Origin of the sequence: Sediminimonas qiaohouensis DSM 21189, assembly GCF_000423645.1 — a bacterium.
In the GTDB taxonomy this organism is placed as follows: Bacteria; Pseudomonadota; Alphaproteobacteria; order Rhodobacterales; family Rhodobacteraceae; genus Sediminimonas; species Sediminimonas qiaohouensis.
In genome coordinates this window covers 15,500-36,116 of sequence record NZ_KE384068.1, presented here as the reverse complement: position 1 = coordinate 36,116, position 20,617 = coordinate 15,500, and the positions used below count along the sequence as shown (strand labels likewise).

Here is a 20,617-nt window from a genome sequence, read left to right as displayed (position 1 = left end):
GAACCGCCTCACGATGCAGCTTGACCGGAATGAAATCGCGGCCGCTCTGGAGATCGTTCCCGAAGACGTTGCCGAGACGGCCCTGTCGATTGCGGCCCCTTTCACGATGCGGCGGCGAGGTGTTGAGAGCCGAATCGTAATCGGCGACATGATGTCTGGACCGGACCGCACGCTTCTCCGTGGATTGGCAAAGGGGCACAGATGGGCGGCGGATCTCCAGGGCGGCACGCCGATTTCGCAAATCGCCCGCCGCGAAAAAGTCACCGAGGCCTATATCCGGACCCGGGCACACCTCGCATACTTGGCGCCGTCGATTCAGACTGCGATTCTCGATGGCGACCAGCCGGCCGATCTGACGTTGGAAAAGCTGGTCCGCATGCAGTTGCCGCTCGACTGGAGCGACCAGGCGCGCCTGCTGGGATTCGCCGCCAAGTAGGCATTCCCAGAAACGCATTTCACATTCCCTGATCGTCCCCCGAGATTTCCCTGCTCGCATGAAAAAATTCCCTGTTCTTTCTGCAGGGAAATCGGGGCCTAAGCTATTGTTTTACAATAACTTCGAGAGCGGCAGAATTGCCGTCACCGCAGCAATTCCCTGTAAATCGGCTGTTATCAGGGAAATCTCACGAAAACCGAACCGCCTGAAGTAGCCTACTGAGACTTCGGGGGCATTGTTGGAAAAACACGCTGATACGGAGCGTCTCACTAAGAACTCGCCATCAGCAACCCTCTGAAAACACACGGGAAAATTGGCGAAAACCGTACGGGAAAGGTGAGATCGGTGTGTGTGGCGGAGGAGGTGTCCGGCACAATGATAGGTATGAATATTCAACTCCTTGAACTATAAGGAAGAATTTTTCAACGGTAAAGCAATATGTATAGCAAGATGTATAGCAAAATAACGCTCATTTCCAGATAGATGTGCAACACTCAAAGCCGATACCGACCTGATCGTCAAGCGGCTTGAATGTGTCGTTGGTTGATCAAGTTTGCGTATCTGTGTTTGCCTCGCAACCACCATCTTCCGTCCGGCGAAGTGGTCGAACGGAGATCTGATAGAATTGTCTCATACCCACGAAGCAGACATCCCAGTCACCGTGCCGAGTTAAGTTGTCGACGGGTCTGGCAGCAACACGACAGTGGATTCCCAATTGAAAGCTCGGGTCGCGGTGTCCTGGTGGACTGGCGGCCATGAATGCAGGCATTCACTTTCTATCATAGCGCAGATCGCTGCGTTGAGCGCCGTGGGCTTCAGTCCGATCGACTTGAGGTTTTGAGTCGCCAAGAGCGCGTGCTCGTCTGCCAAAGATGGCACCAACAATTGTCACAGGGCTGTCTGTGCTAAGTCTTGGGATTTGCAGATGCCGAGAGACGCCGTCGGGGGCGTGTCAGCCTCCCCGCGTCCCCCGACAGGGTCGGACCAGTCGGACCGTGCGATCAGCTCTTGACGCCAGTGGGCTGATGGATTCGCTTCGGTTCAAGTGGTCCAACACATCATGAGCGATCCTAGCGATCAGCACCTGACACAGAATACCCGTGTGAAAGCAGGGTTTAGGACATGTCGCCAGTATCGCCAGCGAAAACTTAGGATGACGGCAGAGAACCTATGCTGACGAATGCTGAAACTAGCTCGAGCGGCAGCAATGAGCAGGGAGCCGACCCAGCAAAACTGCAAATCATGGTCGCCCTTCAAGACACGCCCGGCCCCGAGCTGCCGTTCGTGGAACAAACCTTTGCCACAGCGCAGTTTCACCAATGCGGTCTTTCCCGTCAGCTTACAGCAAAGTAGGGAAATTTTCTCCTGCGCCTGCAACATGTGTGCGGGATCAAAGAGTCAAGTCGCCTGCCCGATGTTCTGCGGCAACACGCACGGCCTGGTGATATCGCGGGAAAACAAGGTTCGAATTCCCTCGCGGAGATGCGCGAGGGAATATTCCTCACACAACCGACACCGGCTCGGGATCGTCCCGCTTGATCGCGGTGCCGCGGGCCAAGCGGATATCCTCGCTGGGGGCGCCGATGCGCCGGCCGTGTTCTCGAATGGCCTCGCGGTCGTTGGCTTCGTAGATGCAGACCGACCCGATGCGACCATCCTCCTCGGTCACCGCATAACTGCGGATCCAGCGCAGCCGGTCTTTCATTTCCTCGCCGACCTGGAGAGATTTCTCGTTGGTTGCCGCGAGTTCGTCCTCGTTCGACCAGATGCCGCGACGGCGGATGATGTAGAGATCCATCTTTGCCTCCTTTCGGTTTCGTTAATGACCAGAGAATGGCCCCGGATCGGGCGAAATGACACCGGGTGATGCTGACGGAAAGCGGGGGCTATCGTGCCAAATGCGCGTGCTACGGGTGAAATACATACGCGGAAATGGCAATATCGCAGGAATGACAGGGAGCAACGACAAGCTGGACGTCGCGGTCGTTCTCGTCAACGACGGCTACGCTTCGACGGCGATCGGCCCGATCGAGGTTTTCTCGGCCGCGGGAACGATGTGGAACGAGATGTGCGGTGATCGCCCTGAACCGAAGTTCCGGGTTACAACGGCGTCAATCGACGGCGCGCCGGTGCGAAGTGCCTATGGACTGAACATCGCGCCCGATTGTGCGATCACGGATCTGGGACTGGTCGACCTGATCATGGTCTCGGCCTCCGGCCCTGTGCCGGACGAATGGATGGCGCGACACGCCGCCATCCCGCCCTGGCTTGCGGCTCGGTATCGAGGCGGCACGCGGATCGCGGGGGTTTGTTCCGGCGTCGCGTTCCTGGCCGAGGCAGGACTGCTTGCAGGTCGCAGGGCCACGACGCATTGGGGCGTCGCACATGGATTTCGGAAGAGATACCCCGATGTCAACTGGCAGACCGACCTGCTCATCACCGAGGATGCGGGTCTCTACTGCGGAGGTGGTGTCAACGCCGCGAGCGATTTGAGTCTGCACCTCGTCGAGCGTCTCTGCAGTCGCGACGTGGCGATTGAGTGCTCAAAGGCGCTGCTTCTCGACATGCCGCGACCCAGCCAGTCCGGCTATGCCCTGCTTCCGCTGGCGCGGCCGCACGGTGACGACAAGGTCCGGGATGCCGAGCATCACCTCTCCGGGCATTTCGCCCGCGACGTTACTGTCGAGGAACTAGCGGATGTCGCCAGCATGAGCCGACGCAACCTTGTGCGCCGGTTCAAGGAGGCCACGGGCCACATGCCGGGGGTCTACCAGCAGATGCTGCGCGTCGCCGCGGCGCGAAAGATGCTCGAGGACGGCGCGCCATCGATCGAGCAGGTCGGGCTTTCAGTCGGATATGAAGATGTCGCCTTCTTCCGCCGCGTCTTCAAGCGCCATTGCGGCATCACGCCGTCCGCCTATCGCGACCGCTTTAGCCATCGTCGAGTGTGAACCCGTCGCTGCCAGTGCCTCGCCCGGACAGGTATGGCCGTCGTTTGAAGACCTTCGGCGGCATCACCACGAACAGGTAACTAACTTCCGCAAGAGAGAGCAGCATGATCGAGGGCCGAACGCCCTCTGCAGATCATCGTGACGGGACTGTTCCCTTGATCGTGACGAATTCACCGGGAATGTCCCGAACCCTGCCTGCGAGGCGATGCGACGCAGCACCGGCCGAGAATGGGCCCAAGCGGTTCACTCACATTCCGCTGTCAAGTCGGAACCGGTTTTTTCGCATCCGCTGAGAACACTGGGAGACCGTCCGCCAGATTGGAGCCACGCGAACGGCCCTGAACGGTCCTTTATCGCAAGTGCAGCGAGCGACCACTTGACCGCCTCCTTGTCGGTGGTCCGACATATCCTGCACCCTGCATGAGGGTCCGCTCTGGGGCTGACAGCGGTCATTGCATGATCTCCAGCCAACAACGGCTAAGAAAAGCACAACCGCCCAAAGGGCCATCGTCCGAGCGCTTCAAGCAGTCCGATACATTATGGTCGGTGCGTATTGCAGTCGATTGAGCCGCCCCATGCGCGCCCATTACCAAGCAATTCCAGCGCGGCACCAGACCCGGCTGATGATCTGCAAGGTATCGTGCTCCCCCGGCCGTTCCCCATCAAGTTGTCGCTATACAGAACGCATGCAGCAGACGCGCTGCGAAGTAACTTATTGAAAAAGGGAACGAAAATGCCGAAGAAACCCCATGCCGACACGCGGCTCGCCAAGTTCATCCAGAAGCGGGTCATGGAGCTGCGCCCGAGGAAATCCCAGATCGAGATAGCGACGGAAGCGGGCTTCGTTAACCCGAACATGGCGGCGATGATCAAGAACGGCACCACCAAGCTGCCGCTCGACCGGGTGCCCAGCCTTGCGCGGGCTCTGGAGTGCGACCCGGCCTACTTGCTGCGCCTGACGCTCGAGCAGGTGGCCGGCGACACCGCCGCGAATGCGATCGTCGAGATCATGGGCACGCCGGTGACGCGCAACGAGACGGGCTGGCTGCAGGAAATCCGCGAGGCGTCCGACCACGGTGATCCGCGTATGACGGCGCGCAGCCGTGCTGCCATTCGCGCGATCTTCGGGAAGTAGTGGCGATGACAATAGCGAACAGAGCGCCACCGGGTAAGCGCTTCACTACCACCCACCGGCTTACCTTCGGTCCGGGTGAGCTGACGGACAACGAGATCGCATGGGTGGAGTTCCTGCGGATGATCGGGAACGGTCGCGATCTGCGCCCCACGCTTCGCCGTGTGCAACTGCTCAGGCGGGCATGCGGGAAATCGTGATATCACAGCGCGCGGCAGGTGAGGGGCATTTGTCGCGCGCTTGGCCTATGGGTGCGAATGGCGGGGGTTGGAAAGGAGATTGGGAAGGTGCGGATCCAAAGTGACAGGTCCATGAACGCATCCGTTCTATACATTTTCAAAAGAACATGGAGCAAACTTGGGCAGGCCGCTACGTCAAGTGTCTCATTGAATATCCGCGATGTTATGCGCTTGCGCTTCCCGAAGCATCGGATTTTGCGGCGGGTAAAGTGAAGGTGAAGATGCTCCCCACACCCACTTCGCTTTCCACAGTCAATTGCCCTGCCTGCAATTCTACCAGTTGCTTCGAGACCGACAAACCCAGCCCGGTCCCCCCATATCCTCGTGTGAAAGACGGATCTATTTGACTGAATATATCGAAGATTGCCTCTAACTTTTCATCCGGAATGCCGCACCCACTGTCCTCGACATGTATAGCAATGATTTCTCCCCGCGGTTCGGATCGGATCGTCACATGGCCGTGATCGGTGAACTTCAAGGCATTTCCGGCTAGGTTCATCAGAATCTGCCACAAGCGCACCTCGTCCGCGACGACGACTTCGCCATGTGTCTCGGTCTTCAGGCTCAGTGACTTTACCCGCGCCTGTTCTGAGAGTTGATCCGCCAGAGACGCAATCACGGTGTCGAGGGAGACATCCTTCGGCTCGACCTTCAACTCTCCGGCTTCGATCTTTGCGAGATCGAGAACATCGTTGATCAGGGTCAGGAGATGCTTGCCGGCCACCTGCATTCTGCCGGCATATCCCCCGATTTCAGTTTTGACCGCCTCGATGCGTTCAATGGTGCCTTCCGTGATCAATTCACCCCGCTTGATATGGTCATCAAGCGTCTTGACGGATGGCAGGAATTCGGGCTTTGCCAGCAATGCGTTATACCCCAGAACGACGGTGAGCGGTGTGCGCAGTTCATGGCTCATCACGTTGAGGAATTCCGTCTTGGCTGCACTTGCCGCTTCGGCCTCTCGATACGCGTTGTAAACGTCGGAAATATCCGACCCGACGCCGCGATAACCTGCGAAGTCACCATTCCCATCAAATATCGGAAGCCCGCTGATACGAATCCACTGATCGCCCTCGGTTACTCCATAGGCCTGGTATATGAAGTCCCGGAACGGTTCATGGGCACGCTCTTTTTCCTCAAGCCACGCCCAGTCGGCACGTTCGAAAATCTCCGGGAAATCCTTGTAAGCTTCTCGCCGCGTCTTGCCGAGCAGGAAGGAAACATCACCGCGGGGGCCACTGTCCGAAAGGAAGGTGAAGCGAAATTCCTTGTCCATTTCCCAGATCCAGTCCCGGCTGAGTTCGGCGACATCCAAGAACCGCTTTTCGGCTCTGTCACGCTGCGCGAGGGCCTCGCGCAGACTGGCGTTCGAGGCTTCGAGATCGACCTGGTGTTGTTTCAGCTCGGTAATATCGACCCGCACGCCGACCCGACCTCCATCGGGCATCTTGCGCTCGAAGATGCGCAGCCATCTGCCGTCCTGTAGTTTCTGCTCGACCGTCGAATCCGTGGAGGCATGTGCGGTCAGCCGCTCTGCCAGCCATTTCTCCTCGCGCCCGATAGCTTCGGCATATTGTCCGCGCTCCAAGCCGAAGCGCAGGATGTCCTCGAAGCGCGCACCAGGCACCATGGCCGGAGCGCTCTCTTTGTAGATTTCCCTGTATCGCTCGTTGCAAAGGACCAGCCGATCATCGGCGTCAAAGAAGACGAATCCGTCGGGCATCGCTTCGATCGCCGTGTTGAGCTGAAGCTGCACCTTGTCGCGTTCCATTCGCTGGCGGCGCAGGAGGTGCAGCACATAGCCCGTCGCTGAGAGGATCAATATAATCCCGAGGTTGGTCAGCCAGGCAATGGTATAGTCGGCGCCCCAATACGCGACAGGGGCCACGGCAACCTTCAGGCGCGTTCCCGTCAGGGCGAAGGACACGGTAGCAGGCTCCTTGGCAAACACCTCGGCCTCGCCCACGATTTTGCCGCCGTTTTCCGCGCTGGTCAGCGCAGCCTGGAAGGCGCGGGCCGAGTCGTCGGGGGCCTTGCTCTCCTCGAGCGCATCTTCGAACACCGCGCCCCCGTCGATCACGACCGACACGACCTTTGTCGTTGCTACCTCCCCAGCGTCAGGGTCGGCCGTGGTCACCGGCATCCGGATCAACAGTCCGCGCTTGCCCTGTAACAGTTCGACCGGCCCTTGCAAGGCAATCTCACCTGTCCGCTGAACGCGTTCCAGAACCTGCCATTGCGTTGTGTCATCGCGCAGGTTGCGCCCCACAAGGTGGTTGTTTGCTTCGAATGGATGAACAAGCTCAATGGTTGCGCCCTCGACAACGGCGAGGTTGAGGATCGACGCGTCTTGTTTCATGAACCGCTCGGCCAAGAGGGAAAAGCGCTCCTGTCCGATATCGCCGCTCAGCTCGATCGCGGTGGTCAGGCCGCGCGCCCTTAGCTTGAAGTCATGCAGGGCGAGTTCGAGATTCCGCCGCAACGCCTCGGCGAACCGTTCCGCCTCGCGCCGTTCGGTATTCACAAAGCTCTTGTATCGGGCGGTCTCCAGCGCAAAAACGAGAAACCCAAGTGCCACCAAGGCGAAGAGGCCCGCGAGAATGCTCCTCTTGTTCAAAACAGGTGCTTCACCTCTCTATGACCGGCGATCGCTCATACCCTCATTTCTTCCTGCGACCGCTCATGATCACACCCTCCCATGGTCCTATGATCTAGACCGGAGCTTAGCGGGCATTGTGTTGTGTTCAATCGAAACTTGTATTCGGGGTGTCGAGTCGTTGCTGATCTTGAGAGGACCATGACGAGTCGATGATTCTGTGCCCGGGGATCAGGAATGGCTCGTGTTCTCCTCACAGGCACATCGCCGGATCCCATGGAATACGCGAAGCCCTAGGAAAATCGAAATCGCGACATGGGGATGCCTTCTGGCGCCACCAGCACCCCAAGCGCCGGAACCTTCTCTTCCAACATGGCTCTGTGATGAGCACGGCACTCTTGCTGAGATCGCCCGTGTATGCGTTGAGGTGTTCGCACCGTTGGGGCGTTGTTGCACATCTCTGACGACAGCGGATTCACTTTGCGAATCCATGCGGTTACACGGGCTGCATGAGCAAGTCACCTCCCGCCCGCTATCGCACTACGAACTGGTCCAACTACAACGCGTCGCTGCGCAAACGGGGGTCTCTGCTGATCTGGGTCGACAAGGACATGACCTGGCGCGCGCCGCGTGAAGGGTGCCCGGAGCGCCCGCCGGTGTTTTCCGATGCGGCAATCCAGTTCTGCCTGTCGTTCAAGGTTCTGTTCAAGCGCCCTCTGCGCCAGACCGCCGGGATGGTGGCGAGCCTGCTGCGGCTGGCTGGGCTGGACTGGCCAGTTCCTGATTTCTCTACTCTGTGCCGGCGACAGAAGACGCTGGCGGTCAAGAACCCGTATCGCCGAGCCGACGGTGCGCTCACTCTGCTGGTGGATAGCACCGGGATCAAGTTACTCGGCGATGGCGAATGGCAGGCCCGCAAGCATGGGACACAGTGGCGGCGCCAGTGGCGCAAGGTCCAGCTGACTATGGACCCGACGACCACCGACATCCGCGCCGTAGAGTTCACAACCGGCCGCGACGGCGACAGTTCCGTCCTGCCGGACCTGCTCGGCCAGATCGCCGAGGATGAGCCGATCGGCACGGTGACCGCCGATGGTGCCTACGACACGCGCCGCCACCACAAGGCTATCATCGAGCGCGACGCAATTCCGATCATTCCGATCCGACAGAACGGACGCCTCTGGAAAGAGGACTGCCCGGTGGCATGCGCCAGAAACGAGACCCTGTGTGCCACACGGCATTATGGTCGAGCGTTCTGGAAACGCCGGACCGGAATACCATGCCCGAACTGTCAGACCGCCGCAATCCACATCCGCATCGCCCTCATGAACCGCTTCTCGATCCTCGGCACCGCCGAGGTCGTCCGCTTGGAATGACCTAGTTGGGGAAAGGGGTAGTCACGTCTCAAGCGCGACGTTCTGCATCAATGCCCGCTCGGGGGCCAAAAATACTTGATCCAGGAGCCTCGTCAGGCAATGCTGCCGTCGAACGGCATGCCATTTGGGAAATGTCGTATCAAACGAATATACTTGCTTGGTGAGTGCGTTAATGCTGATTTTTACGGATAAAGATTCCAAGGAACGATTTCCCCGCATCATTTCCTACCTGGTCTTGGCGTTCACCATTGCGGCCCCGGTGCAAGCCGATCAGCTGCCCGAGCCATGGCAATCACAACGTGAAGAATCCATCGAGATATCGGACAGGGCGTGCAACGGTCATGACCATTACATATCCGAGGTGTTCATCCGGTTGGGCGATAGTGACCCGGCCATGATGAACAATGCGGCCTGGCTTAAGACTAATTGCAAGCCTTTTTCGGATTTGTCTAGCGATGAGGTGATAGGCTATCAGATGAAATCCGCACTCCTGGGATACCCGGTCGCCATGGATAATTACGGGGTGCGTTTGATTTACGGAGATCGCGGCGTTGAACGCGATACGTCAACCGGCGTGGCCTTGCTCGAGAGAGCCATTGAAGCCGGCTTTGGCAAGGCGGCTGTGCATCTTGCGCACGCGTATTCGAAAGGCGAGGTTATTCCGAGAGATATCGAGAGGGCGCGCGACCTTCTTGCCATAGCCGAATCCGAGAACGTTTCCCCTGACCTTCTGGACAATATCCGCAAGCTCATTTCCGCGGCACGAAAAGAAGAGAACGCTAAAACGAGCGAAGCGACCGGCAGTTCGAAAGAGACCAAATTGACAGGTGATTTGGTGGCTATCCCGGCAGGCAGCTTTAAGATGGGATGCCACGGTCTCGGTGATGTCGGAGCGAGAGGGTGTAGCCGGTTTCGCAACGATAAGCCCGTCCACCGTGTCACTCTTGAGGCCTTCAAAATGCAGGCACATGAGGTGACGTGGGACCAGTATCAGCTCTGTGTTGATGCAGGTGAATGCTCTAGTCCCTGGGGCGGAGACCGTGGTTGGGGTGAAGGTGATCGACCGGTTATCGAGATTACTTGGAATGATATCCAGAAGTATATTGAATGGCTGAATACACAAGGCGTGGGGACATTCCGCTTGCCCTCAGAAGCAGAGTGGGAATACGCAGCTCGTGCCGGTGAAGCCACAAATTACCATTGGGGTAATAGCGCAAGCACCTCAAAAGCCAATTATGAAAAGGCACACGGCAAGACCATGCCTGTGAAATCCTATGCCCCCAATGCCTGGGGTCTGTATGATATGCATGGCAATGTATCGGAAAGGGTGCAGGATTGCTGGAATGACACTTACGAGGGTGCGCCCGGCAATGGTCAGGCTTGGTTGAGCGGTAAATGCAAAGAGCGCGTGATCCGCGGCGGCTCTTGGAGCGATGCTGCAGTCAACATACGCTCTGATGCGCGTCACCGGTTTAAAATGTCGTTCAGCAACAGTCATGTCGGGTTTCGATTAGTCCAGGACCGCTGAGGGAAAAGATTTCCCTGTCTTTTCGACTATAATGCAGGGCATTGTCAGAGTAATTCGGGTTGAAGCGGGACGAACGCCTTCATATCCTGCCCAGATGAAAAAAGCGACCCTTTCAAATACTTCAAGACCAGCTCCGATTTAATCCGCCTGGCGGTGATGACGAGTTCCAATTCGTCTGACAGCACCTACTGGGCGAAAATGGCTTGATTGCTGGGAGCGCGGTTGGCAGCTTGTCCGGATTGGCATTCTGTTTAGAGAATGTCGGACATCACGAGGCCCGCATGCCCCTGCCGCCCGCATTTCCGGATAGCCACCAATGAGCGCCACCCCGGCTCGTCCGTGGCTGGTGCTGGCGGGGCTGGCTCTGGGGGTGACCGTGACGAACGGGTTCGCACGGTTTGCATATGGTCTGTTGCTGCCTGCGATGAGATCGGAGATGGGGTGGAATTTCGCGCAAGCCGGGTGGCTGAACACAGCCAACGCGCTTGGTTACATCGCCGGTGCGGTCCTGACCATACTGCTGATCCGGCGCGTTCCGCCCTCCCGCCTGTTTGCCTTCGGGCTAATCACCACCACGCTGGCGCTGCTGGCCACGGGGCTGAATGCTGCGCTGTGGTGGCAGACGGTGTGGCGCATTCTGGCTGGCATCTTTGGCGCGATGTCGTTTTCCACCGCCGGCGCGCTGACTGCCGGGTTGTTTCGGGACGATCTGCGCCGCAACGCGCTGGCGATCGCTATCTTGTTCGGCTCTGGCGGGGGACTGGGAATCGTGCTGGCGGGCGCGGCGCTGCCGCTGATGCTGGACGCGCATGGGCCTGGTGCGTGGCCGCTCGGCTGGGTCGCGATTGGCATCGTCAGCGCCATGTTTCTGCCACTGGGCCTTTGGTCCGCCGTGCAACTGCGTCCGCCCACGCAATTGCAGCCCGCTGCCATCGGGTTGCCGCTGCGCCGCATGCTGCCGGAAATCGTAGGCTATGCTGGATTCGGGCTGGGTTATATCGTCTACCTCACGTTCCTGTCGGCCTGGATGACAGAACAGGCCGCGAGCGCGGGGTTTGTTGCGCTGGTCTGGGTGATCCTGGGTCTGTGCATCTGTATCTCGCCGCTGGTTTGGCGCCCGATCCTGGCGCGCCACGCGTCGGGTGTTCCGCTGGCGCTGATCCTGGCCAGCATCGCCATCGGATCAGCCTTGCCCGTGGTATTGCCCAACAACGCTGCGCTGCTGGCTTCTGCGGTTGTGTTCGGTCTGTCGGTGTTCATGGCGCCGGGGGCGATCACAAGCTTTACCCGTCAGAACCTTCCCCCTGAAAGCTGGGGGCGCGCGATCGGTCTGTTTACCGTGGTCTTTGCCGTCGCGCAGACGTTGGGTCCCTATGGGGCGGGGTTGGTCGGGGATCTGTTCGGCAATATTGGTGTCAGTCTTGTCGCCGCCGCCGGCTTGTTGCTGGTAGGTGCGGTCTTTGCCTTGCTGCAAAAGCCGCTTTGAGGGGCCTGGCAAGTGAACAGCGGCGCTGAATGACCGTCTCAAGGCGGGTGCGTCGACCGGAGGTTTCAATGCGTGTTCCTGTTCCATGCATGTTTGGCCGAGGCGCCTTCGGCAAGGGACGCCATTCAAGTCACCCTCTGCGCATGATCGGTCTCGGACCTTTGTGAACAGTTGTTGGCGCGTCCTTCGCGAACGCCGCAACCGACACAGGTGCGGGAAGCGACCGTTCGTTGAGCGACCATTCAGAGCAATTTGTTCAGATGCCTATCGAGCCGGGCCATCGGGTTGCTTCCCACCGCGCGCGGGGTCACGGGTTCCTCCGCCGCTTTGGACTTCGGCGTTGCGCGGTGGGTGAGGTAATCACTCAGCGTATCCATGAACGAAAGTGCATTCGCCTCGGACCAGCCAAAGGGGTCGAACTGGCTCAGCGACAGGTGCGACACCAGCTTGAGGCTGCGCAAGGTCTGATCCTGCGTTACCGCGGCGGTCATTGACCAATCGGGAAACCAGCGACCGTCCAGCTTGCGCACCAGCAACAGCTTGATATCGCTGTGCCGATGATCGCTCGAGATACGCTCGAATACCGCCCTGATTTCCGTTTCTTCGCCTTCGATCCACTGCAGGAACGTGTGGTTGTCGTAGATCAGCGCCCCCGTGAGTCCGGCCTTCGCATTGTTGCGCCGCGAGGCCGTGAGTATCTGCTCGGTCTGTTCAAAAGAAAAATCAACCGGACGGGAGCAATAGGCGAGTGCAACGATTTCTGTCATTCTGAACACCTCTCCCAAGTGAGTGACCGTCACGTCACGGTGTGTCGGCGGGGCGGCCGCCATCGCTGATTACGATCTGCGAGTAGCATGCCACGCTTCCGCCTTCCAGCGAACTCGACCATGCGAAAGTGTCGTCGCGCAGCAGATAGATTTATCGATGCTTTTTTGTCATGGCGTTGATCTTGAGAGAACCATAACCTGAGCTTGCTACCGTTCGGGCAGGTTAGGGATGGCTCGAGTGACCTCCACAAACACACCGCCGGGTCCCATGGAATACGCGAAGTCCTAGGAAAATCGAGATCACGACATGGGGATGCCTTCTGGCGCCACCAGCACCCCACGGGCCGAACCCTCCCATATTGCACGATGCCCGGGCGATCTCATGTGGGGTTTGCGACCTCGCCGAACGCGGTCGTGGTGGTTTACATCTGGTTTACATTCGGCCGGATTTTGTTTCCCTTTTGGTTTACATGGCGGTGAAAAGTGCCACGGAAACCCCGGTTTTTGGTTTACATCAGTGGAAAATCCAGACGGATCTGTTTCCCTATGTAAACTCGTCGAGTCAGTAAAATATGGGATTTGCGCTCGATTTGGTTTACATGGAATGCCGAAATCGGCGTTTTTACCTGTAACGATTGCGATCCAGGCCCCGGAGTAGGCTCGTGAGATGCTCTCGTCTTGCAGAGGGAAGGGCGACTGGAAGGAGCCGGAGCGCGGTCGTGCGAGGGATGGCGTATGCGCAGCGCAAGTGCGTGATAGGCGCCATGATGATCGCAAATCCAATGCCACACCGAAAGCGCGTGCCAGATGGCGCGGCGTGATGAGCGCCAGGCGTGGTCGATTGGATCAGGGAAGCCTGGTTGGTGTGAGAGGCGTCGAGGCTGAGGTCGGCAAAGGAGGATTGGTCGCGCGGCGCCGCTGATCTTGTTCTGCGTGCCAAGAGTGAATCGTCCCAAAGCCTGGTGATCCTCACATCATGATCGAGATAGGCGGGGCCCTGGCATGCGACCGGAGTGGGCCAACCTAAGTGCCGCGCTGCCGCGTGCGGTGCGCCATGCTCAGAGACCCCAGCCGGGTTTCGCGTCACAGGCACGCTTGGTCCTCGTGTCGGCGATACCATCGAAGCTGTAGGCCGGCAGGCGCGAGAGCATCGAAACATTGTGCCTGCAGCGGTTCAATTGTTTCCACATCGGGTGCATCTGCCGCAAATGGTGGTCCAACCGTCGGCCAATTCTTGCTTAACCGGGTGGAGCGATGGGATTGATGAATTGATGTATATCTAATACTTATTATCTGTGCGGCAGGCTCATCAGCTTGTGCAAGAAAGGCTGCCAATGACTAGAATGACTAGTAGGAGTGGCGGCAACCAAAGCGACGAAATGGTTTCCCGTCGAAGCCACGATCACGAAAACGCATTCCGCGACACGTTCGATCTCGCGCCAATCGGTGTTTTTCAAGTCGCATTCGACAGCGGGAGGATCACGCATGCCAACGCGGCAATGCAGGAGCTCAGCGGCTACGCACTGCCCGATCTGCTTGCCATGCGGTTTGACGATCTTGTGGATGCGAGCGCAGAGGGAATGTCATTTGATGGCATGATATCAAACATCATACCGGAACAAGTCTTCGGACCATTTGAAATGACGTTTCTAGACTCTCTGGGCGCGCCCGTTCCAGTTGATGTGCGCGGTAGGGTTTGGCCGGATGCCCATGGGCGGCAGTTTTTGTGGTGCTTCGTGTGCGATCTCCGTGATAACGGTGAGAAAAAAGCCGACTACTGGGCGGAGATGCAGGAGGCGCAAGGACGGCTGGCCGACATCATAGACGCGGCGCTACTGGGCACTTTCGAGATAGATGTCGAAACCCGCGTGGATCACATCAATGATCGCTGGGCAGAAATGTTGGGCTACCAGCGCGCTGAACTCGAACCGCTCTACATCGAAGACTTTCGGGAGATGCTGCACCCTGATGACCGCGCCACTTTCGACGAACAGGTTGCCGCGTTCGAAAGCGGCGTGGAGGTGTTCGAGCGGGACATGCGGATGCGCCACAAGAACGGGCATTACGTGTGGATTTTCAGCCGTGGGCGCGTCACGCGGCGGGACCAGGATGGCACTCCGCTTCTGATCTCGGGGATACATCTGGATATCAGCGAACAGAAAGCGCGTGAAGAGGCCCTTCGCGTGGCGATGAAGCGGCTGGAGGACACGACCGCCGAACGCGACGATGCAGAGCAGCGGTTTTTCGATGTCACCAACGTCTCCAACATCTGGTATTGGGAGCAGGACGCCGATCAGCGCTTCACCTATGTCTCCGACAACCTTGGGCAGGTCTCGAACCTGACCCCGGAGAAGCTGCTCGGCAAGACGCGCACCGAGTTGCTGGGCGACAACATGGCCGCCCGGGACGCCGCCGATTGGGACGAGTTGGCGCGCAAGATCGCCGCACATGAGCCCTTTCGCGATTTCACCTACCTGTTGCCCGGCGGCGACGGGCAACCGGACGTTTGGTCCAGAACCTCGGGCGCGCCATTCTATGACCGCGAGGGACAGTTCGCCGGGTATCGAGGCATTGGCGCCGATGTGACCGAACTCGTCGAGGCAATAGAGCACGCAAAGGCCGCCAGTCGCAGCAAGTCACAGTTCCTGGCCAATATGAGCCATGAAATCCGCACACCGCTTAACGGGGTGCTGGGCATGGCAGAGTTGGTTGAATCCCGTATCGATGATCCGGAATTGCTTCGGATGATCCAGACGATCCGCACCTCGGGCGAGAACCTGTTGAACATCATCAACGACCTTCTGGACATGTCGAAGATCGAAGCGGGGCGTATGGAGCTGGAAAACGCGCCATTCCGCATCGACGAGATCCTGCGGCGCCTGGAAGACGTCCACCAACTCAGGGCCGAGGAAAAGGGCCTGTCCTTCGAGGTGATGCTCGGGTCAGGCTGCGAACAGCCACGCATGGGCGATGGTCACCGTGTGCAACAGGTTCTGCACAACCTTCTGAGCAACGCGATCAAGTTTACTGAAGAGGGGGCGGTCAACCTGACCGTTCTGGCGCGCAAGGATCAACCGGTGACGATAACGATCGAGGACACCGGCATCGGTATGACGCCCGAGCAGATCGCGCAGGTGTTCGATGATTTCGTGCAGGCCGACAGCTCGATCTCGCGGCGGTTCGGGGGCACCGGCTTGGGCATGCCGATCGTGCACAAGATGGTGACCATGATGGATGGACAGATCGATGTCAGCAGCACGTTTGGCCTGGGCACGACCATCACGGTGACGCTGCCACTACCGATTGGTGCGAAAAAGATCAGCGAGACCGAGCAGGCGGTGAGCGCGCCGCAGACCTTTGAGGGGTGCCGTGTTCTGGTTGCCGACGACAATCAAACCAACCGAGATTTGATGGCAGCGATGCTTCAGTCGATGGGGGCCGACTTCAAGTTGGTGAATGACGGTGTTGAGGCGGTGCAGGCCGCGCGCGACGGCAAGTTCGACCTGATCTTGATGGATATCTCGATGCCGCGTAAGGATGGCATGACCGCGCTTGCCGAGATCCGGGCGGAGGAAAATGCGGCAAACAGCGGCGAGCAGGTGCCCATTGTCGCGGTGACGGCGAATGTGATGGCGCATCAGATCGCGGAATATGTCGTCGCCGGCTTCGACAGTCACCTGAGCAAGCCCTTCAGCCGCGAGGATCTGGCGCAGATCCTGTCGGTCATGCTGGAGGTCGCGCCGCGAGATGCCAGGCAGTAGGCTGCAGCCAATCCCGTGAAGCTAGTCTGATCCCTGTCAGAGATGCCTTCCTCGCGTTGGTGCCGGGGTGCGCCAGAGCCGCTGAGAGCGTCCCTGGCGCGCGACTTGATCTGGCCGCTGTCAGGCGTTGCAAAACGTGCTCGTCGAATCCTGTGAGTCTCTCAGCGACTCTGGCGGGCATCCGGGGAGATAGGGAAGGGATGCCCCAGGACGAAGGCGCGCTACTCGACCCTGGTAACGCGGTCAGCCCCGGGCGAAGCGTAGCAGCCCGGCCCCGACGATTGTAATCATCGTGGAGGCGACCTTCGCCAGATCCAACCGCTCACCCATGACCCCCACACCGATCAGCAGGGCGAACACGATGGAGGTTTCGCGCAGCGCGGTAACGAGTGCTATGGGGGCGAGCGTGAAAGCCCATATGACGACCCCGTAGGCGACATATGACGCCGTGCCGCCGATCAACCCGGTGCGAACCAGACGCATGTCGCCCGGAAGCCGGCGCAGCAAGCCGGGTTTGGCTGCGGCGGTCCAGACACAGAACAGTATCGCATTGCCGATTACGGACCAGGTCCAGTATCCGAGCGCCGTGCCGGCTTCACGGGCGCCGATTCCGTCCACGAGCGAGTATGCGGCTATGAAGCCACCGGTTCCGAGCGCCACCGCCACCGCTCGGGAGTTGCGCGTGCCATCCGCGCGGCGCACCAGCGCGAGCGATAGGATGCCCGCCGCGATCAGGCCGATGGCCAACAGCTCGAGCCGTGTCAGGGTGATGCCGAGCAAACCCATGGAGACTGCCGCCACGATCAGTGGCGCTGAGCCGCGTGCGATGGGGTAGACTTGTGTCAGGTCGCCCACTCGGTAGCCTGAAATCAGGAACAACTGGTAGCCAAGGTGCAACGCAATGCCAGCAAAGAGCCATCGCAGCGCCGCGGCATCCGGCATCGGCACGAAGGGGAGCACCACAAGCGCGATCGGTAGGTGACCGATCACCACGACGGCCATGGAGGCATGCTTATCCCCGCCCCCTTTGACGAGTGCATTCCAAGTCGCGTGAAGCAGCGCAGCGAGAAGAACGGCAAAAAAGACAGTGATGCTCAATTTATCGGTTCCAGCATAATCGCACCTTCTTGCGGCGCGCTCCATGTCTTCGTCCATCTGTCGCGCGCTGTCAAAGGTCTCGGGCAGGCGTCATGCAGGCTTGTGTGCCGGTGACCGCCAGAGCCGCTGAGAGCGTCCGTGGCGCGCGACTTGCTCTGACCGCTGTCAGGTGCTGCGAAGCGTGCTCATCGAATCCTGTGCGCACCCCAGCCAGCCCCAGGCACTGCCTTGGTCGATAGGGTGAGCCCCCGACGGGCTGCCACCGCATCGCTGTCTTGGACCCATATCTGCCTGGATGGCGTGTCATCGACTGTGAACGGTTCCTAGGAAATGACTCAGTGCCGGATAGTTCGCGCTTCCTTGGGGGCATCGGATAGGAAACAACAGTCCCGACTCAGCTTCATATCTATATAGGTATGCAGCAATACACGCACAGAGCTACAGAAGGATGAGAACAGAGATGAGCAGGAGCAAGGCCGGCGGCGACGGCAGGATGCAGGATCTTAAGCGACTGGCGGTCGGCTATGCCCGTGTCTCCACCGCCGGCCAGGGCGACAGTGGTATCAGTCTGGATGCGCAGCGGCATGTGATCGAGGAATTCGCCGAGGCAGCAGGCTACAAGTTGATCCAGGTCTTTGAAGATGTCTCATCCGGGGTGGGCGCGAAGAGCTTTGACAAGCGTCCGGGTCTGACGTCAGCACTCGATCTTGCGTCTCGTAGCAATGCAGATCTGCTGGTGTGGGACTGGGATCGCTTGTCACGCCATGCCGGTTTCGAGAAACAGATCAGGCGGGCTCTCAAGGATGACAACCAGGTCATCTGCGTTAGAGAGGGCACCAAGCTGCGCGACGCATCACGTGCGGCCACCTTTGTTCACGCTGAGAAGGTTGCGGCGGAAATTTCCCGGACCACGAAAAAGAGCATGGACAAGATGCGTGCCGAGGGCGTCGTATTCGGGAACCCCGCTATACGCACGGATGTCCAGCCTTTGGGCACCGCTACCTGGTCCCATGCAGCCGATCACCGTGTGCGCGCGATCGCGGATGTGCTGCGTGAGTTGGACGATCCTTATGGGGGCACGTATGCACAGGTTGCGGAAATCCTGAATGACAGGGGCAGCCGGACGTTGCAGGGAAGGAAATGGACAGCCTCCCGGGCGCGCAAGCCGGTGACGAAAGCCCGTGAACTTCTCAGAAAGGAGGAGGAGGATGCGCTGCAGTCTCGTCCCGACTACGGGTTGTTCTGATCTGCTGCAAGGTATGTGTGACTTGCCGGCACGGTGGCAGGTCAGCTGCTCGCAGGGTAAGTGAAGTCCTAGGGTATCTGCGTGATCTCGATTGGGGATGCCTTCTGGCGCCACCTTGTCCGGGCCACTGGAACCTCCCCTTTCCGGCTGGGCTGCAAGAACTTGCGAGCGACGCACTGTAAACGCTCAGGGTGCGAATCTCTTTGTGATTGCTGCACACGCCTTAGATCTGATGGCGATTGCTGCCAGTGAGCGCCCCAGCCAGCCTGGTGATATGCATGGTTACATGGGCACGATCGGCAGCAGAGTGTCATGCTGTTCGAAGCAGCAGCGCTACGAATGCGCAGATGTCGATGTGGGTCGCGAGTATGCTTCGACAGATCTTGGCGCTGTGCGCATCCGGAAAACTTGTAGCTGCCGGAAAAGGTAACATCCCGTGACCAGGTGTCGTCTGCAGCGGTGCCACTGTCTCAGTCAGTTTGCATTTTGGGTTGAAGTAGGCGTTTCTTCACATTAGTGTAGGCCTACACAAATGTGAAGTATGCAAGGTGGATATGTCCGGCAAAGTCATCTGTTACGTCCTGATCACATACGGCGCGAATCCCTCCGGTTCGATCCGCACGCATCCGGCTGCCAAGGCACAGATAGGATTGTTCCAGAAGTCTCTTGAGCGTTTCCCGCAAGTAAAGGCCAAGTTCGTTGTCGACTACGCGCGACGTATCGAAGGCCTCGGGTCGTTGCCGAAGCTTCAGCGTATGCTCGTAGCGCTGAGTGACATAGATGGGCCCTCAATTTGCATCGACGACCTTTCGCGCGTGTTCCGGATCACGAACTTGCAGCAACGGCAGAACTTGATTGAAGAACTACAAGAATTTGGAAAGTATATATTCTCGATAGGGCATCAAAAGAGGCTTTCGGAATTCTCATCTGATGAAATCCGTAATCTGATCCTTTTCCCCGAGAAATCGAAGCGTCTCGCAAGGCAAGATCGCAGCCGTGACACGACGAGCGCGCGGTTGTCATCTGCGAAATCACGGGCCGAGACTTCAAAGAAGAATGCGCACCTGCTCAGGCAAGTGGAAGAAGAACTCAAAGGCACCGAAAGCCGCGTGACTCTGCAGATGATCGCTGATGGTGCCAACGCGCGCGGCATGCGGACCTCGCGTGGAAAGGAGTGGACCCCGCAAAACGTGGGTCGCATGCTGAAGTGATGAGGCGTGCACCAGAGCGGCTGAGAGCGCCCAGGGCGCACGACTTGATCTGCGCGCACATGGGATCAGAAATCGCGCTCATCGAATCCTGTGCGCACCCCAGCCAGCCCCAGGCACATCCGACGGTCTCGTCTGCGAAGTCGGTGACGCCAGGCAGCGATTTCAGTCTGGGAACCGGCCGCCTGATAGCATAACGATCCGGTCCGCGGAGGATGTGTGGCAAGAGGAGAACGACAGATGACCACACGAAACCCGGGTGAGCGAGATTTCGAGCGTGAGCCGCTGAGGGGCGGTTGTCAGTGTGGTGCGATCCGCTTTCGGATCTCCGCGCCTCTCACGATGCCGCATGTCTGCCATTGCCGCATGTGCCAGAAAGCCTCTGGTTCCGCCTTCCTGGCATTGGGGGAAGTCGGCCTCGAGAACTTCGCCTGGACCCGGGGAGAGCCATCGTGGTTCCGGTCCTCGGAAGCTGTTGAGCGTGGCTTCTGCGCTGCGTGCGGCACGTCGCTTCACTTTCGCTACGTGGGATCGGCGCGGATCGACGTTTCGCTCGCCAGCCGCCAGCATCCGGACCACGACTGATTGGAGGGCCGGCAGCCTGGTGCCCCCGGGCGGCGTTGTCATGTGTCGAGACGAGAGCCAGAGTCGCTGAGAGCGCTCAGGAATCGCGACATGGTCTGCGCGCTGGTCAGGGCCGCGAAACGTGCTCGTCGAATCCTGTGAGTCTCTCATCGACTCTGGCGGCTATCAGCGGTCGACAGGGCGGGGGATCTAGAGCGGTTCCGGCGAG

At 59.1% G+C, this 20,617-nt stretch carries 15 protein-coding genes; 11 read left to right on the top strand and 4 right to left on the bottom strand.

Going from position 1 to position 20,617, the window contains the following annotated elements; genetic code table 11:
- Positions 1-13: 13 nt before the first annotated feature.
- Together G568_RS20780 and G568_RS20445 are read left to right on the top strand one after the other, a co-directional pair.
- Positions 14-436 (top strand): hypothetical protein, encoded by a 423-nt coding sequence (locus G568_RS20780; protein WP_245582985.1) that lies wholly within the window; start codon positions 14-16, stop codon positions 434-436.
- A gap of 1,170 nt (positions 437-1,606) precedes the next feature.
- The gene (locus G568_RS20445) at positions 1,607-1,789 is read left to right on the top strand and encodes a hypothetical protein (protein ID WP_157084472.1); all 183 of its coding nucleotides are present in this window, start codon (positions 1,607-1,609) and stop codon (positions 1,787-1,789) included.
- Between the two features lie 148 nt (positions 1,790-1,937).
- On the opposite strand, the gene G568_RS0117840 is transcribed toward G568_RS20445, so the two are convergent.
- A complete protein-coding gene (locus G568_RS0117840; protein ID WP_026759201.1) occupies positions 1,938-2,234 on the bottom strand; it encodes a nickel-binding protein in 297 nt (98 codons plus the stop codon).
- Positions 2,235-2,385: 151 nt separating this feature from the next.
- On the opposite strand from G568_RS0117840, the gene G568_RS0117835 reads away from it, so the two are divergent.
- Positions 2,386-3,387, top strand: a complete 1,002-nt coding sequence (locus G568_RS0117835) for a GlxA family transcriptional regulator (protein WP_026759200.1) — start codon at positions 2,386-2,388, stop codon at positions 3,385-3,387.
- 733 nt (positions 3,388-4,120) lie between these two features.
- Positions 4,121-4,522: a helix-turn-helix domain-containing protein gene (locus G568_RS0117830; RefSeq protein ID WP_026759199.1), complete on the top strand. Its 402-nt coding sequence runs from the start codon at positions 4,121-4,123 to the stop codon at positions 4,520-4,522.
- 399 nt (positions 4,523-4,921) lie between these two features.
- Here the strand turns inward: G568_RS0117830 and G568_RS19855 are convergent, their stop codons facing one another.
- Complete coding sequence (locus G568_RS19855) at positions 4,922-7,336, bottom strand: sensor histidine kinase (RefSeq protein WP_245582987.1); 2,415 nt, start codon at positions 7,334-7,336, stop codon at positions 4,922-4,924.
- A gap of 527 nt (positions 7,337-7,863) precedes the next feature.
- Between G568_RS19855 and G568_RS0117820 the strand changes: the two genes are divergently transcribed.
- From G568_RS0117820 to G568_RS0117805, 3 genes are all read left to right on the top strand, one after another.
- Positions 7,864-8,730 carry an IS5 family transposase gene (locus tag G568_RS0117820; RefSeq protein WP_026759197.1) on the top strand — a complete coding sequence of 289 codons (867 nt, stop codon included), beginning with the start codon at positions 7,864-7,866 and terminating at the stop codon, positions 8,728-8,730.
- A 172-nt stretch (positions 8,731-8,902) separates the two neighbouring features.
- Positions 8,903-10,258, top strand: a complete 1,356-nt coding sequence (locus G568_RS19850) for an SUMF1/EgtB/PvdO family nonheme iron enzyme (protein WP_051203165.1) — start codon at positions 8,903-8,905, stop codon at positions 10,256-10,258.
- A gap of 316 nt (positions 10,259-10,574) precedes the next feature.
- Entirely contained in the window at positions 10,575-11,744 is a 1,170-nt protein-coding gene (locus G568_RS0117805; protein WP_026759196.1) for a YbfB/YjiJ family MFS transporter, read from the top strand.
- Between the two features lie 242 nt (positions 11,745-11,986).
- Here G568_RS0117805 and G568_RS19845 read toward each other — a convergent pair whose 3' ends face one another.
- Positions 11,987-12,574, bottom strand: coding sequence for a BLUF domain-containing protein (locus tag G568_RS19845; RefSeq protein ID WP_084627497.1), 588 nt, complete (start codon positions 12,572-12,574; stop codon positions 11,987-11,989).
- 1,271 nt (positions 12,575-13,845) lie between these two features.
- Between G568_RS19845 and G568_RS19840 the strand changes: the two genes are divergently transcribed.
- A complete protein-coding gene (locus G568_RS19840; RefSeq protein ID WP_084627495.1) occupies positions 13,846-16,272 on the top strand; it encodes an ATP-binding protein in 2,427 nt (808 codons plus the stop codon).
- A gap of 243 nt (positions 16,273-16,515) precedes the next feature.
- Here G568_RS19840 and G568_RS0117790 read toward each other — a convergent pair whose 3' ends face one another.
- Entirely contained in the window at positions 16,516-17,427 is a 912-nt protein-coding gene (locus G568_RS0117790; protein WP_245582984.1) for a DMT family transporter, read from the bottom strand.
- Positions 17,428-17,830: 403 nt separating this feature from the next.
- Here G568_RS0117790 and G568_RS0117785 point away from each other — a divergent pair, with 403 nt between their 5' ends.
- The 3 genes from G568_RS0117785 (at position 17,831) to G568_RS20130 (ending at position 20,409) form a co-directional block, all read left to right on the top strand.
- Positions 17,831-18,616 carry a recombinase family protein gene (locus G568_RS0117785; protein WP_169576981.1) on the top strand — a complete coding sequence of 262 codons (786 nt, stop codon included), beginning with the start codon at positions 17,831-17,833 and terminating at the stop codon, positions 18,614-18,616.
- Positions 18,617-19,170: 554 nt separating this feature from the next.
- Positions 19,171-19,827: a hypothetical protein gene (locus G568_RS0117780; protein ID WP_026759193.1), complete on the top strand. Its 657-nt coding sequence runs from the start codon at positions 19,171-19,173 to the stop codon at positions 19,825-19,827.
- 237 nt (positions 19,828-20,064) lie between these two features.
- Positions 20,065-20,409 carry a GFA family protein gene (locus tag G568_RS20130; protein ID WP_084627493.1) on the top strand — a complete coding sequence of 115 codons (345 nt, stop codon included), beginning with the start codon at positions 20,065-20,067 and terminating at the stop codon, positions 20,407-20,409.
- Positions 20,410-20,617: the final 208 nt, after the last annotated feature.

Bases quoted from the DNA above. Each gene is read 5' to 3' on its own strand.
- G568_RS0117785 (WP_169576981.1), top strand. From the start codon at position 17,831: ATGAGCAGGAGCAAGGCCGGCGGCGACGGCAGGATGCAGGATCTTAAG.
- G568_RS20445 (WP_157084472.1), top strand. From the start codon at position 1,607: ATGCTGACGAATGCTGAAACTAGCTCGAGCGGCAGCAATGAGCAGGGA.
- G568_RS19850 (WP_051203165.1), top strand. From the start codon at position 8,903: ATGCTGATTTTTACGGATAAAGATTCCAAGGAACGATTTCCCCGCATC.
- G568_RS0117835 (WP_026759200.1), top strand. From the start codon at position 2,386: ATGACAGGGAGCAACGACAAGCTGGACGTCGCGGTCGTTCTCGTCAAC.
- G568_RS0117780 (WP_026759193.1), top strand. From the start codon at position 19,171: ATGTCCGGCAAAGTCATCTGTTACGTCCTGATCACATACGGCGCGAAT.
- G568_RS20130 (WP_084627493.1), top strand. From the start codon at position 20,065: ATGACCACACGAAACCCGGGTGAGCGAGATTTCGAGCGTGAGCCGCTG.
- G568_RS0117830 (WP_026759199.1), top strand. From the start codon at position 4,121: ATGCCGAAGAAACCCCATGCCGACACGCGGCTCGCCAAGTTCATCCAG.
- G568_RS19840 (WP_084627495.1), top strand. From the start codon at position 13,846: ATGACTAGAATGACTAGTAGGAGTGGCGGCAACCAAAGCGACGAAATG.
- G568_RS0117805 (WP_026759196.1), top strand. From the start codon at position 10,575: ATGAGCGCCACCCCGGCTCGTCCGTGGCTGGTGCTGGCGGGGCTGGCT.
- G568_RS0117840 (WP_026759201.1), bottom strand. From the start codon at position 2,234: ATGGATCTCTACATCATCCGCCGTCGCGGCATCTGGTCGAACGAGGAC.
- G568_RS0117790 (WP_245582984.1), bottom strand. From the start codon at position 17,427: ATGGACGAAGACATGGAGCGCGCCGCAAGAAGGTGCGATTATGCTGGA.
- G568_RS20780 (WP_245582985.1), top strand. From the start codon at position 14: ATGCAGCTTGACCGGAATGAAATCGCGGCCGCTCTGGAGATCGTTCCC.
- G568_RS19845 (WP_084627497.1), bottom strand. From the start codon at position 12,574: ATGGCGGCCGCCCCGCCGACACACCGTGACGTGACGGTCACTCACTTG.
- G568_RS0117820 (WP_026759197.1), top strand. From the start codon at position 7,864: ATGAGCAAGTCACCTCCCGCCCGCTATCGCACTACGAACTGGTCCAAC.